Source organism: Paraburkholderia sp. RL17-381-BIF-C, from assembly GCF_046026435.1.
GTDB lineage: Bacteria > Pseudomonadota > Gammaproteobacteria > Burkholderiales > Burkholderiaceae > Paraburkholderia.
In genome coordinates, this window is sequence record NZ_JARESX010000002.1 from 123,202 (window position 1) to 136,614 (window position 13,413).

Annotated in this window: 11 protein-coding genes; all 11 read right to left on the reverse strand. The window is 62.1% G+C overall.

The window, feature by feature from the left end:
- The 11 genes from P0D70_RS02085 to rpoD all read right to left on the reverse strand — a co-directional run bounded on the left by P0D70_RS02085 (position 1) and on the right by rpoD (position 13,041).
- A complete protein-coding gene (locus P0D70_RS02085) occupies positions 1-1,188 on the reverse strand; it encodes an ABC transporter ATP-binding protein (RefSeq protein WP_408182055.1) in 1,188 nt (395 codons plus the stop codon).
- Positions 1,189-1,191: 3 nt separating this feature from the next.
- A complete protein-coding gene (locus P0D70_RS02090; protein ID WP_408182057.1) occupies positions 1,192-2,112 on the reverse strand; it encodes a carbohydrate ABC transporter permease in 921 nt (306 codons plus the stop codon).
- The gene (locus tag P0D70_RS02095) at positions 2,112-3,053 is read right to left on the reverse strand and encodes a carbohydrate ABC transporter permease (protein ID WP_408182059.1); all 942 of its coding nucleotides are present in this window, start codon (positions 3,051-3,053) and stop codon (positions 2,112-2,114) included. The genes P0D70_RS02090 and P0D70_RS02095 overlap by 1 nt, the downstream gene beginning before the upstream one ends.
- A 9-nt stretch (positions 3,054-3,062) precedes the next feature.
- Complete coding sequence (locus P0D70_RS02100; protein ID WP_408182061.1) at positions 3,063-4,301, reverse strand: ABC transporter substrate-binding protein; 1,239 nt, start codon at positions 4,299-4,301, stop codon at positions 3,063-3,065.
- A gap of 52 nt (positions 4,302-4,353) precedes the next feature.
- Positions 4,354-5,766: a GH1 family beta-glucosidase gene (locus P0D70_RS02105; RefSeq protein ID WP_408182063.1), complete on the reverse strand. Its 1,413-nt coding sequence runs from the start codon at positions 5,764-5,766 to the stop codon at positions 4,354-4,356.
- 278 nt (positions 5,767-6,044) lie between these two features.
- The gene (locus P0D70_RS02110) at positions 6,045-7,259 is read right to left on the reverse strand and encodes a DUF2252 domain-containing protein (protein WP_408182068.1); all 1,215 of its coding nucleotides are present in this window, start codon (positions 7,257-7,259) and stop codon (positions 6,045-6,047) included.
- Between the two features lie 43 nt (positions 7,260-7,302).
- On the reverse strand, positions 7,303-8,070 hold the full coding sequence (locus tag P0D70_RS02115; RefSeq protein ID WP_408182070.1) for a bestrophin-like domain: 768 nt from the start codon (positions 8,068-8,070) through the stop codon (positions 7,303-7,305).
- Between the two features lie 197 nt (positions 8,071-8,267).
- Complete coding sequence (gene ftrA, locus P0D70_RS02120) at positions 8,268-9,233, reverse strand: transcriptional regulator FtrA (protein WP_091802580.1); 966 nt, start codon at positions 9,231-9,233, stop codon at positions 8,268-8,270.
- Between the two features lie 218 nt (positions 9,234-9,451).
- On the reverse strand, positions 9,452-10,489 hold the full coding sequence (locus tag P0D70_RS02125; RefSeq protein ID WP_408182077.1) for an isocitrate/isopropylmalate dehydrogenase family protein: 1,038 nt from the start codon (positions 10,487-10,489) through the stop codon (positions 9,452-9,454).
- Between the two features lie 139 nt (positions 10,490-10,628).
- Positions 10,629-11,084 (reverse strand): 3-hydroxyacyl-ACP dehydratase FabZ, encoded by a 456-nt coding sequence (gene fabZ, locus P0D70_RS02130; RefSeq protein WP_091802585.1) that lies wholly within the window; start codon positions 11,082-11,084, stop codon positions 10,629-10,631.
- Positions 11,085-11,163: 79 nt separating this feature from the next.
- Positions 11,164-13,041: an RNA polymerase sigma factor RpoD gene (rpoD, locus tag P0D70_RS02135; protein WP_408182083.1), complete on the reverse strand. Its 1,878-nt coding sequence runs from the start codon at positions 13,039-13,041 to the stop codon at positions 11,164-11,166.
- Positions 13,042-13,413: the final 372 nt, after the last annotated feature.

Sequence of the window (13,413 nt, forward strand, 5' to 3'; positions counted from 1 at the left end):
CTACAAACGCGCGCCGCCCGCTTCGTCGAACAGAGAGACATGTGTGCCGCCGAACGAGAACGCCACGGTGTCCCCCACCGCCACTGGCGTCTTCGTCTGGTCGATCGACGCGACCTGAACTCCATGATAGTCGAGCCAGATGACGCGGTGGTTGCCCATCGGCTCCACCAGCGAAACTTTTGCGCGTTCGCTCGCGCCCTCGCCCACTCTCACGTCTTCGGCCCGCACGCCAAGCACGCACGGCAATGCATTTGCCGGCGTGGACTTGAACGGGTACGCAGAGACGTCGAGCCGCCCATGCTCAGAAGAGAAGTGGACGCTGCCGTCGCGTGTTTCGAGCGTGCCCTTGAGCAGGTTCATCGCGGGCGTGCCGAGAAACGTGGCGACGAACAGGTTGTCGGGGCGCGCGTAGACTTCGGTGGGCGTGCCGAACTGCTGGATCACGCCGCCGCGCATCACCGCCATGCGGGTCGCGAGCGTCATCGCCTCGACCTGATCGTGCGTGACGTAGATCATCGTCGCGCCCAGACGCTGATGCAGTTGCTTGAGTTCGCGGCGCAGTTCGGTGCGCAATTTCGCGTCGAGGTTCGAGAGCGGTTCGTCGAACAGGAATACGTCGGCTTCGCGCACGATCGCCCGGCCAATCGCCACCCGCTGCCGTTGGCCACCTGAAAGCTGCGCCGGTTTGCGCTTGAGCAGCGGCCCGAGTTGCAACATCTCGGAGGCCCGCGCCACGCGCCGCGCAATCTCCGCCTTCGGCGTGCCGTTGATGCGCAAGGCAAACGACAGATTGCGCTCCACGCTCATGGTCGGATAGAGCGCGTACGACTGGAACACCAGTGCAATGCGCCGGTCTTTCGGGTCGGCCCAGGTCATGTCTTCGCCGGCAATCTCGATGCTGCCGTCGCTCACGTCGATCAATCCGGCGATGCTGTGCAGCAAGGTGGATTTGCCGCAGCCCGACGGCCCGAGCAGTACGACGAATTCGCCGGCCCGCACGTCGAGATCGAGGTTCTCGATCACCGTGTTCGCGCCCAGCCGGATGGTCAGATTGCGCACCGCCACGTTGGCCTGTGTCGCGAGACCCGCCGCGTCCGCCGCCTCGGGACGGGTCGCCACGCCCGCCGCGTCGGCCGCGCTTGCGACCGGATTGACCAGCGCGTTTGCCGCATTAGCCACGTTTGTCATTGCCTATCCCTTGACGGCGCCGGAGGCGATCCCGCGCACAAACCAGCGGCCCGAAACGAAGTACACCGCGAGCGGCACCATGGAGGTCAGAATGGTCGCGGCCATATTGACGTTATAGAGGCGCTCGCCGGTGGTCGTATTGATGATGTTGTTCAGTTGCACCGTCATCGGCAGATTCCTGGTGCCGGCAAACACGAGGCCGAGAATGAAGTCGTTCCAGATGCCCGTGACCTGCATGATGACCGCCACCACGATGATCGGCACGGACATGGGCAGCATCAGTTGCACGAAGATACGCCAGAAACCGCCGCCGTCGATGCGCGCCGCCTTGAACAGTTCCTGCGGAATCGACACGTAGTAGTTACGGAAAAGCAAGGTCATCACCGGCATGCCGAAGATGGTGTGAATCACCACGATGCCCGGCAGTGAACTGAACAGATGCACGCTCGCCAGCACCCGCACGAGCGGATAGACCATCACCTGCACGGGGATGAAAGCGCCCATCAGCAGCACGCCGAACAGCAGGCCCGCGCCGCGCGGACGCCAGAACGACAGTGCATAGCCGTTCACCGCGCCGATCGCGATCGACAGAACCGTGCTCGGCACGACAATGCGCACCGAGTTCCAGAAACCGACCTGAATGCCGTTGCAATCGAGCCCGGTACACGCGGACTGCCACGCGGCGCCCCACGCGCTGAGCGTGAAATGTGCGGGGAACGCCAGCAGATTGCCCAGACGAATCTCGCTCATCGGTTTGACCGAGGAGACGAGCATTACGTACAAGGGCAGCAGGAAGAATAGCGCCGCCGTCAGTAAAAACGCGTAGACCCCCAGACGCGCGGGGGTGAATATCGCACGGCGGCGGCGGCGCTGCGGAGCGCGGCGCGGCGTACCGTCTTTGAGCGGTGGACTGAGCGTGTTCATCACCTCTCCTCGTGCCTGGCGGCGCGGCTGCGGGCATAGAAGAACGGCGCGAGGATCGCCAGCACCGTCGCCAGCAAAACGATCGACGCCGCCGAAGCAAGCCCGATATTGGCGCGGCCGAATAGATAGTCCATGATGAACTTCGCCGGCACTTCGCTCGCCGTGCCGGGGCCGCCTTGGGTCATCGCGACCACCGCGTCGTAGAGCTTCACCACCATCACGAACAGCAGCACGAAAGCGGTGGAGAACGATGGTCCGAGCATCGGCACGACAATGCTCGCATACACCCGCCAGCGCGGAATGCCGTCGATGCGCGCCGCCTTCCACAATTCGTCGTCGATGCCGCGCAGGCCCGCGAGCAACAACGCCATCACGAGGCCCGAGGCCTGCCACACCGTGGCGATCACAATGGTGTAGATCACCCGGTCCTGATCGACGATCCAGTCGAAGCGCGCGTGCGCGAAACCGAGCTTGTGCAGCACGGCCTGCGCGCCGAGTTCCGGGTTCAGGATCCATTGCCACACGAGCCCCGTCGCCACGAACGACATTGCATACGGATAGAGAAACACCGTGCGCAACGCGCCTTCAGCGACCACGCGCTGATCGATAAAAATCGCCAGCAGCAAGCCGATCACCATGCACGCCAGGATAAAGCACGCGCCGTAGATCACGATGTTTTGCAGCGACAGCAGCCAGCGGTCGTTATTGAACAGCCGCGCGTATTGGGTGAAGCCCGCGAAGTCGCCGGAAGGAAACGTGCGCGAATTGCTGAGCGACACGCGCGCGGTCCACACCATCGTGCCGAGATATGCGAACACGACGGTCAGAACCATTGGCAGCAACGCGAGCCACACCGCGAACGGAAAACGCTTTTTGAGCGGCTTCTTCAGCCGCGCTTTTTGCGCCTTCGACCCGGCTGCCGGCAACTTGAGCGCGTGCATGCCGCGCACCTAGCTCTTCAGCGCACTGGCAAATGCCTTCTGCGCGTCGTCAACCGACTGGTTCTTGTTCCAGAAGTTGGTGACGACGTCGATCAACGCGCCCTGCGTGTCAGGCGAGAGCAGCATTTCCGGATTCGGCAACTGACGCGACTTGTCCTTCATGATCGCAATGCCCTCCTTCGCGCAGATGTCGAGACTGCTGGCGTCCACGTCGGGACGAATCGGAATCGAGCCTTTTTTCGCGCTGAATGCGACTTGCGCGGACGGCGAGGTCATCACCGTGGCAAGCAGATTTTGCGCCTTGATCGCAGTGGGATTGTCCGTTTTCGGGAACACGAACACGTCGCCCGCGACCAGATACGGCGAGTGCGGCCCGAAACCGGGGAAACAGCCGAAGTCTTTACCCGCGCTCTGATTCGCCGCCGAGAATTCGCCCTTGGCCCAGTCGCCCATGATCTGCACGCCCGCTTTGCCGGAGATCACCAGCGCGGTGGCGTCGTTCCAGTTGCGGCCGGGCGAACCGGCATCGACGAAATCGTGCAGACGCTTGAACGACGCCAGCACCTTCTTGAAGGCATCCGACTTCACGGCATTCATGTCGCGGTCGCGGTACACCTTCAGATACAGATCGGCACCGCCCACGTCAGCCAACACTGCGTCGAAGGTGATTTTCTCCTGCCAGGGCTGACCGCCGAGCGCGAGCGGAATCACGCCCGCGGCTTTCAGCTTGCCGAGATCGGCGATGAACTCGTCGTAGCTCTTCGGCTCGGCGGTAATGCCCGCTTTCTGGAACACCGGCTTCGAATAGAAGAACCAGGCAGGCATGTGGATATCGACAGGCGCGGCGTAGTAGTGGCCCTTCACCTTGATGCTGTCGAGGATCGACTGCGGAAATACGCCGTTCCAGTTCTCCTTCGCGGCGACGTCGTCGACATTGTTCAGCAGGCCCTGATCGATCAGGTCGTGAAACTGCCTGGACGTGTTGAACTGCGCGGCGGTGGGTGGATCGCCGCCGACGATCCGGTTGATCGCCGTGGAGCGCGCCTGATCCGCGCCCGCCACCGCGTTGTCGACCCATTGGCCGCCGGCCTTGTTATACGCGTCGGCAAACTGGCGAATCGCGGCTGACTCGCCGCCGGAGGTCCACCAGTGAATCACGTTGGCCTTCAAAGGCTCCGCATGCGCGACGACGCCATATAACGTCAGTGCCGCAACCACGCCTCGCAAGACCCATTTTCTGCTGTCCATTCCGTCTCCTTTGTCGGTGTTTCAGGTCGACATACAAACCAGCACCCGCCCGCTATTCGCTGCGTGCTTTGCGCTCCTTCAGGAATTTCGACACCAGTTCGGCACTGCGTTTGATCGTGCGCTGCTGGGTAGCGTAATCGACATGCACGACACCAAAGCGACGCTCGTACCCGAACGCCCACTCGAAGTTGTCCATCAGCGACCAGAGAAAATAGCCGCGAATCTCCACGCCGGCCTTGATGGCCTGATCGACCGCGGCGAGATGTCGCTTGAGGAACGAGATGCGCTGGGTGTCCTCCACGTGGCCGTCGATCACCTTGTCGTCCGAAGCCATGCCGTTTTCGGTGATGTAGATCGGCGGCAGGTTCGCATACGTGGCCTTGAAACCGGTCAGCAGATCGCGCAAGCCGTCCGGATACACTTCCCAGCCCATCTGCGTGCGCTCCACGCCTTCGAGCGGCACTTCCCTGAAACCGTGCACGCCGTCGCTCGCGACATTGGTGCGGAAATAATAGTTGATGCCGAGGAAGTCCAGCGGCGCGGCGATGGTTTGCATATCGCCGTCGAGCACCAGCGGCTCGGTGCCCGGCCACAGTTCGAACAGATCCCGCGGGTAGCGACCCTCCAATAGCGGATCGAGAATCCACGCGTTGTGCTGCACCTCGAACAGATGCGCCGCGCGCTGATCGGCCGCGCTCCCGCTGTTGGCCGTGCCGCGTCCGACATTGGCGACGATGCCCTTTTGCGAAGCCGGATCGTTGGCGCGCAAGACCGGCACCGCGAGACCATGCGCGAGCAGCAGATGATGCATGGCCTGCGAGGCATAGCGTCCGTCTGCGAGCCCCGGCGCGTGGTGGCCGTTGCCGTAGCCGAGATACGCCGAGCACCAGGGCTCGTTCAGCGTCATCCAGCCGTCCACGCTACCGGCCAGCTCGCGGCTCATCAGGTCGGCGTAGTCGGCGAAACGGTAAGCGGTGTCGCGATTGAGCCAGCCGCCGCGATCTTCCAGATGCTGCGGCAAGTCCCAGTGATACAGCGTGACGAAGGTCGTGACGCCCTTCTCCTTGAGCCGCGCGAGGAGCCGTTTATAGAACTCGATGCCTTTGCGGTTCGGCGCGCCGGCCGCGTCCATCACGCGCGGCCAGGCGATGGAGAGCCGGTAGCCTTCGAGGCCGAGCCCGGCCAGCATGTCCACGTCCGCTTCCCAGCGATGATAGTGATCGCAGGCCACGGCTCCGGTGTCGCCGGCGAGAACCTTACCGGGCGTCGCCGAGAACGTGTCCCAGATGGAAGGCAGGCGGCCGTCTTCGTTCACCGCGCCTTCGATCTGATACGAAGCCGTGGCCGCGCCCAGCAGAAAATTCTTGCGCCATAGCGACGAGTCCGCTGGCGGGGTGAAAGGATCGGCTGGCGATTGGGAATGGGGGGAGAGAGCGTCGGATACAGCAGAAGCGTCGTTTGCCACGGGGTCTCCATACATAGCAATTACCGCGCTGAGGCCATGAAACGGCGGCACAGCGAACGTCCACGCTCATCCACTCAGAAGCCCAAAGTGGAAGCGCTTCCACACGACCAGCGAACGATATCAGCGGCCGATTCAACGCAGCAATCAGGGTTTGTCTGGAGCGGTTCTGGCACGCGCGACGGCATGATGCGCCGCGCATTGAGAGACGCTTGCAAGCGGCGCACCGACCACGCCGGAAGCGCACAAGGCGCGATATAACGCGCCCAACGTATCGAAGCTCAGTGCCCGGCAGTCAGGTTGAACGCGCCGCTGTCGTAAGCGTCGCAATACGCTTTCCAATCCGCAGCCACCTGCGCTTCGCACTGCATCGCGACGTTCACCAACGGCACCTGCCAATCCTGCCGATTGCCGAACGCGATCAACTCGTCGGCGATCGACGACTTTTGACGCCCGCCGCTGCGCAGATGTGCCCACGCGCTCAATTGGGCCATGTTCTTCACCACCTCTTCGAGACGCGGCAGCTTGCCGTCCCAATCGCTCAACGCCACGCGGTCTTCCGAAGGCTGAAGACTACGCAACACATAGGATCGCTGATTGAATTCAACCGCGTGCAGGAATGCCTGCGAGACCGCCTGATTGCGCCGTTGAATTTCCACCACCCGCTGCGCTTCCGTCTGCCAGGCCGGTTGCGGCGTATTGATGTGTGGCGTGACCGAAGAAGGCAGCGCCTCTTTCAGATCAATCAGATAATTGCCGTCCGGCGAGCCTTTTCCTTCGACGAGGATCACGTAACGATCCACACCGAGACTCCCCGTTCCGGCAATGCGCCGCGCGACGTCGAGAATGCGGAAGAAGTCGGGATTGGGCTCGGTCGCGGCGAACTTTTGCATGAACTGCGTGACCGCGGCCCGCTGGGTATCGCTCACCGCCAGCGCTTTCTTGCCGTCCACTTTCAGCGCGCGGGTTTTGCCTTTGAGCGTGGTGCGCCGGTCCAGATGCGCAACCCGCGTACGGCTGGCGAGCGCGACGAACAGATCGCGCACCATCCCCGTCGCGGTTTCCTCTTCGATCCAGCGCGATTTGCCGTCCGCGAGCGCCGCGCCGTACGCTTCCACGGCGGTGTGGCACAGCGCCAGCGCCTGCGCGCGGCTCAGTTTCAGATCGCTCGCGCCGACCAGCACGCTCGTCAGCAACCGCACCAGCTCGTAGAGATTCGGCGCGAGACACGCTTCATCGAAATCGTTGTTGTCGAAGTAGATCAGACGATTGTCGGCCTTGTAGCTGCCGAAATTTTCCAGATGCATGTCGCCGCAGATCCACACCGGCGGTGCGTCGTCGAGCGCCTTGTCGCGCGGCAGGCGTTCGTAAAAGAGGTGGCACGTGCCGCGCAAAAACACGAACGGTGAAGTGCGCATCGCCTTGTATTTCATCGCAAGCCGCTCGGGATCACGACCTGTGTTAAAGCTGGCGATGGTCTTTGCGATATCGAGCATGAGTTTCCTTTGAATGAGCGACTCAGCGCCGCCCGGCCGTCGTTCAATGCGGGCGCATGGAATCCGCAAGCGCATGCAGATTGAGTGGCTTCACGCGTATCATGCCGCCGCGCGGACTGTCGATATCCGCGATCAACGTGAACGATAGCGACACCAACAGTGGCACGATCAGCAGCAATCCCGCCCCCGCTTTCAATCCGCGCGCGCCGTAGCCGACCAGCAGATTGGCCCCCATCGCTATTAGCATCATGAGCACCCACGCTGCGGCAGGAATGCGATTCCACCACGCGGCCTGGGTATAACCTTGCGCATTGAGCACATCGTTCATTCCCGAAACAGCCAGTGCGACGATCGGCGTGGGCTGCGCGGTGGCCGCCTGTTTCACAGTAGACCACATGGCGTCCTGCAGACGCTCGGTTTCCGCGTTGACCTTCGCCAACTCCTGCTCGTCGCGCGTGGTGTAGAAGAGCACGCGCTCCTCGATATAGGCTTTCAGCAGGCCGCGCACCATCGCCGCATCGGCCGCGGGCAGTAGTTCGGCGCGAATGTATTCGGTACCGATCGCGTTCGCCTCTTCCTCCTCGTAGTTCTTGCGCTGGTCGTAGCGTCCCACCGCCATCGAAAAAGTGAAACCGATGATCAGCGCAAGCAGTGTCAGCGTAGCGGCCTGAATCACGCTGAAGTCCTCTCGGGCTTCGTCCTCGATTTTTCTGAAGCGGCGCAGGAGTGTGGCGCCGAGACGCGCCGACAGCCACATCAGCACAAAGGATACGATGAATAGGCGTTCCGGGTGACGAAGGATATCTTGCATGGCGAGCGGTTGTCTCAGAGCGGGTGGGCAGGAAACGCTTTCTGATACGGAATCGACGTGTATGACCGCTGCATGATAAGCGCCGCAGCACATGCGCGGATAGGGCCGCGATGCTCGTTGGCAGGTACGGCCGGAAGATCGCCGAGCACGCTAACCCAACAAGCCGGCCCAATGCAGTGCTAAACCGCTTAAGCCGCTCAAGCCGTTTCGCGCGCCCCGAACTTCTTGCGATACGCAGCCGGGCTCGTCAACGCGATGCGCCGGAAATGCCGCCGCAACGATTCCTCGGAACCGAAGCCCGCGAGTTCCGCGATGCGCGCCATCGGCAGCAGCGCCTGCGCTTCGAGCAGTTCACGCGCGATCGCCACACGCTCACGCACGAGCCACTCATAGGGCGCCATGCCGGTGGCGTCGTGAAACTGACGCTGCAATGTGCGCGGACTCATTGCCGCGCGTTCAGCCAGCGAGCGCAACGTGTGCGGCAAGGCGGGATGGCTGCGCACCCAGTCCATCAGCTTCGACAGGCGCCCGCTTTCGTCCTGCGGCATGGGGCGCGGCACGAATTGCGCCTGGCCACCCTCGCGATGCGGCGGCACCACCAGCCGCTGCGCAACCCGGTTCGCCACCGCGCTGCCGTGATCGCGCCTCACCAGATGCAGCAGCATATCGAGCCCCGCCGCCGAGCCCGCCGACGTGATGATCTGCCCTTCGTCGACATAAAGAGAGTCCGGCTGCACATGCAATGACGGGTAGCGCTCCTGCAATTTGCCGGCATAGCGCCAATGGGTCGTGACGGTCTTGCCGTCGAGCACGCCCGCGGCCGCGAGGACGAACACGCCGGAGCAGATCGAACAGAGGCGTGCGCCGCGCGCGTAGGCGGCGCGAATTTTCTTCAGGAGCGGTTCGGGCGGCACTTCGTCGGCATCGCGCCAGCCGGGAATGACAATGGTGTCGGCGCGCTCAAGCAGCTTGAGCGTGTAGGGCGCGGCCAGGGTGATCCCGCCTGCCGCGCGAATCGGGCCCGGCTCGCTCGCGCAGACCGCGAAGCGATACCAGTCCACGCCGAGTTCGGGACGTTCGAGCGCGAACAGCTCGGTTACGCAGCCGAATTCGAACGTGCAGAGCCGGTCGTAAGCGAGGGCGACGACGAGATGATTGTGCATGGCGCGATGTTACCGGAGATTGACGATCACGCTACCCCATCCGCACGGCGCGCAACGCCTGAAGACGTATGTCCCGGCGCCCGGACAAAATGAACGCCATGATCGAGCCGTCCTTCGCCGCTGATCAATTCGATCTTCGATTTCGACAACGAACCATTGAAATCGAAGTACGTCGATCCGACGCGTCGTATCCGGTGCAAATCAACCGGCTCGGTGAACTAGGCGTTCTCGATCCGACGAACCACGGCACGAGCGAACTCGCTCGTCGACGCAGTCCCTTTCAGGTCACGCGTGCGGATATGGTCAGTGTTCAGGGTTTCAGTGATTGCAGCTCGCAATCGCTGGGCGAGATCACCTCTGCCGACATGGTCAAGCATCAAGCCAGACGCAAGGAGCAAGGATATGGGATTGGCCACGCCCTTGCCGGCAATGTCCGGCGCCGATCCGTGCACGGCTTCAAATATCGCAGTGTCATTGCCGTAGTTCGCGCCTGGAGCCATGCCGAGTCCGCCAACAAGACCCGCTAACTGGTCCGAGAGAATATCCCCGAACAGATTGGTACACAGCAGCATATCGAATTGCCACGGGTTCATCACCAGTTGCATGGCACACGCGTCGACGATCATGTCATTCATTTCCACACGGCCTGCGTACTCCCGCGCGACGTCTCTCGCGGCTTCCAGGAACAATCCCGTGAGTGCCTTCAGGATGTTGGCCTTGTGGACAACGGTGATCTTTTTCCGTCCGTGTTTCAAAGCATATTCAAACGCGAATCGGGTGATTCGCGTGCAGGCATCGCGTGTGTTGACTCCTGTCGCGACCGCAACCGCTTTCGGGTCATTGCCGACAGGCACATAGTACTCATGCGCAACATAGAACCCACCCAGGTTCTCGCGTACGAGCACGAGGTCGATGTTGTCGTAGCGACCGGGCACGATGGTACGCACGGGCCTGACATTGGCAAAAAGCTGAAACTCTTCCCGAAGCCGAACGTTGGAAGAACGGAACCCCTCACCGACCGGAGTCGTCAGTGGACCTTTGAGGGCAAGCCTGGTTCTGCGAACACTATCGAGTGTCGCGACTGGTAGCGGGTCGCCACTGTGGGTGACCCCGGCGACCCCGGCATGCTGCACGTCCCAAACAAATGGGGCCCCTAAAGCGTCAAGAATGTGGGTCGTGGCGTCAACCACTTCCGGCCCGATTCCGTCGCCGGGGATCAGCGTTGCGGGAATTTGTTGGCTCGTCGTACTTTCCATGACTTTTCTTCCTGATCTGGATGGCGGCGGGACGCCGGGAATGGCGATGATGGTGGCCACAACCAATGCGACAGCGTGAGTCGCGGGCATGGACCATTATCAGTATTTCACTAATGTAATACGCATGTGTCAGGCAACGTCAATCCGCATGCCTGACGGTGCACATAAGAGTGGCTTGCGCTGCCACTGCATCCTCCACTTCAGCGCGTGCCGTAAACTTCCAGATGCCGCGCATATGGCGCTGGAACGAGACCGTCAGGAGAAGCTGGTCACCCGGCTCGACCACCCGCTTGAAGCGCGCCTCGTCGATACCCACGAAAAGATACTGCGAGCTGGCCGGATCGTGCGGCTCTTCCGAGAACGTCAGCAGCGCCGCGGCCTGCGCGAGCGCTTCGAGGATCAGCACACCCGGCATCACAGGACGGCTCGGGAAATGACCCATGAAGTACGGCTCGTTGATCGAGACGTTCTTCAGCGCCTTGATGCGTTTATGCGGCTCGAGTTCGAGCACCCGATCTACGAGCAGAATCGGATAGCGATGCGGCAGCAGCGTGAGAATCTTGTGGATGTCGAGATTGGTTTTTTCGGTGCTCATGGTATTTCTGCTCACGCATTGGCCGTGCGCCGATGGGTCTGACTGCCGGCGCACGGGTTCGTCATTCTGCCGGTGCCGTCTAGCCTTCATCCAGAAACGACTTCAGGCGCTCGGATCGGGCCGGATGCCGCAGCTTGCGCAGCGCCTTCGCTTCAATCTGACGGATCCGCTCGCGCGTCAACTCAAACTGTTCTCCGAGTTCCTCCAATGTGTGATCCCTGCCGCTCTCAATACCGAAGCGCAGGCGCAAAATCTTCGCTTCGCGCGGCGTCAGCGTCATGAGCGCCTCGCCGATGGCGTCCCGCATGCTGGCGTGGAGCGCCGCGTCGTCGGGCAGAATGGCGGCGGAGTCTTCGATCAGGTCGCCTATCGACGTGTCGTCGTTTTCCCCGACGGACGCGTCGAGAGAAACCGGCTCCTTGACGATTCGCAGCATTGCCCGAACCTTCTGCTCCTGCATTTCCATCAACGGCGCAAGTACAGCGGCGTCGGGTTCACTTCCCGTCTCCTGCAGGATCTTGCGCGAAATCCGCTTGAGCTTGTTGAGCGACTCGATCATGTGGACGGGAACCCGGATGGTGCGCGCCTGATCCGCGATCGACCGGCTGACGGCCTGCCGGATCCACCAGGTCGCATACGTGGAGAACTTATATCCGCGGCGGTATTCGAATTTGTCCACGGCGCGCATCAGCCCGATGTTGCCTTCCTGGATCAGATCGAGAAACAGCAGTCCGCGATTTGTGTAGCGCTTGGCAATGGAGATCACCAGCCGCAGATTCGCCTCGATCATTTCGCCTTTCGCGCGCAGCGTTTTTGCCTCGCTTGCGCTCAGCGCGCGACAGACCTCGCGAAATTCGTCGAGCGGCAACACGACCCGCTTCTGCAGGGCAAGCAGTTTTTCCTGCTCTAGCTGGATCGCGGGGAGGTTTCGTTCCAGCACGCTGCTGAACGGTTGCCCTGCCGCAACGATCTGCCGCGCCCACGCAGGGTTGGTCTCATTACCGAGGAAATGCGCGACAAACGTTTCACGCGGCACGCCGCATCGCTCTACTACGATCCGCGTGATTTCGCGCTCGACGGTTCGGACTTCGTCGGCTGACAGCCGCAGTGCCCCGCACAAGCGGTCGATCGTGCGCGCGGTGAAGCGGATTGTCATCAGCTCGGCCTCGATCGCTGCCTGTGCGGCGCAATAGCGTGCGGAACCGTAGCCTTGTGTTTCATAGGCATCCCGCAATTGCCCGAACCCGTCAGCCACTTTCGCAAATTTCGCAAGCGCGTCGTGTTTCAGCGTCTCGATGTACTGATCGGCGGGTTCGGTTCCAGCGTCGTCGTCTTCGTCGCCCTGGTCGTCGTCGAACACAGGGGCCGAATCGAGTGAGTCTTCAGGCACTGCGGTCATATCGTCCGTCCCGGTTTCGTCCGGATCGACCAGACCGTCGACGAACTCGTCGATGGCCGTTTCGCCGCAGGCGACGCCGTCAGCAATCGTGAGGATCTCCGCTATCGTTGCGGGACACGAAGATATGGCCCGGATCATGCCGTTGCGGCCCTCTTCGATTCGTCGCGCAAGGGCAATCTCGCCCTGACGGGTGAGCAGCTCCGTGGCGCCCATTTCACGCATGTACATGCGCACGGGATCGGTAGTACGGCCGAACTCCGCGTCCACGCTCGAGATAGCCGTGACGGCCTCTTCCTCCATCTGCTCGTCGCTCGCAACCGCGGCCGGATAATCGCTCATGATCATCGACTCCGCGTCCGGCGCCTGCTCGAACACGGCAATGCCCATTTCTCTGAACGCTCTGATCACGTTCTCGATCGCATCCGGTTGCGCGAGGCGCTCGGGCAGACAATCGCTGATTTCCCCACGAATGATGAAGCCACGCTCGCTTCCGAGCTTGATCAGTGCTTTCAGGTCTGCGCGGCCGCTTTCATTTTCTCCGCTGGACTCATCGGGCATCGAGGTGATCGCAGCATGCACAAGTGTGCTCGCTTTCGTGCGACGTGACGCCGCCCGCGTCGGGACCGTTCCGTCCGGGACCCCGGTGCGCGGCGTCACGTCCTGCGCCGGGGCGTTCGCCGGTTGCGTCGTGATTGCAGGCGTCTGACCTGCAACCGTTATGCGGACGCGTTCGTCCTGCATGTCGATATCTTCCGCTGCCACATCCAGTGCCCGCCTTTTCACCGCCCTCTTCGTCACGCCGTCGCTCCTTTGAGTATCACGTTCGGATCAGCACGCAGCCCGTGCCCCGCCGATATTCGGTGGGAATGCAATGTCAAGGGCACGCGCCGCGCGTCCGATCGACTGGCTCCGCTCAGATGCCAAGTCCCT

Coding starts and splice junctions, on each gene's coding strand:
- P0D70_RS02085 (WP_408182055.1), bottom strand. CDS start 1,188: ATGACAAACGTGGCTAATGCGGCAAACGCGCTGGTCAATCCGGTCGCA.
- rpoD (WP_408182083.1), bottom strand. CDS start 13,041: ATGCCCGATGAGTCCAGCGGAGAAAATGAAAGCGGCCGCGCAGACCTG.
- P0D70_RS02090 (WP_408182057.1), bottom strand. CDS start 2,112: ATGAACACGCTCAGTCCACCGCTCAAAGACGGTACGCCGCGCCGCGCT.
- P0D70_RS02115 (WP_408182070.1), bottom strand. CDS start 8,070: ATGCAAGATATCCTTCGTCACCCGGAACGCCTATTCATCGTATCCTTT.
- P0D70_RS02125 (WP_408182077.1), bottom strand. CDS start 10,489: ATGGAAAGTACGACGAGCCAACAAATTCCCGCAACGCTGATCCCCGGC.
- P0D70_RS02110 (WP_408182068.1), bottom strand. CDS start 7,259: ATGCTCGATATCGCAAAGACCATCGCCAGCTTTAACACAGGTCGTGAT.
- fabZ (WP_091802585.1), bottom strand. CDS start 11,084: ATGAGCACCGAAAAAACCAATCTCGACATCCACAAGATTCTCACGCTG.
- P0D70_RS02095 (WP_408182059.1), bottom strand. CDS start 3,053: ATGCACGCGCTCAAGTTGCCGGCAGCCGGGTCGAAGGCGCAAAAAGCG.
- ftrA (WP_091802580.1), bottom strand. CDS start 9,233: ATGCACAATCATCTCGTCGTCGCCCTCGCTTACGACCGGCTCTGCACG.
- P0D70_RS02100 (WP_408182061.1), bottom strand. CDS start 4,301: ATGGACAGCAGAAAATGGGTCTTGCGAGGCGTGGTTGCGGCACTGACG.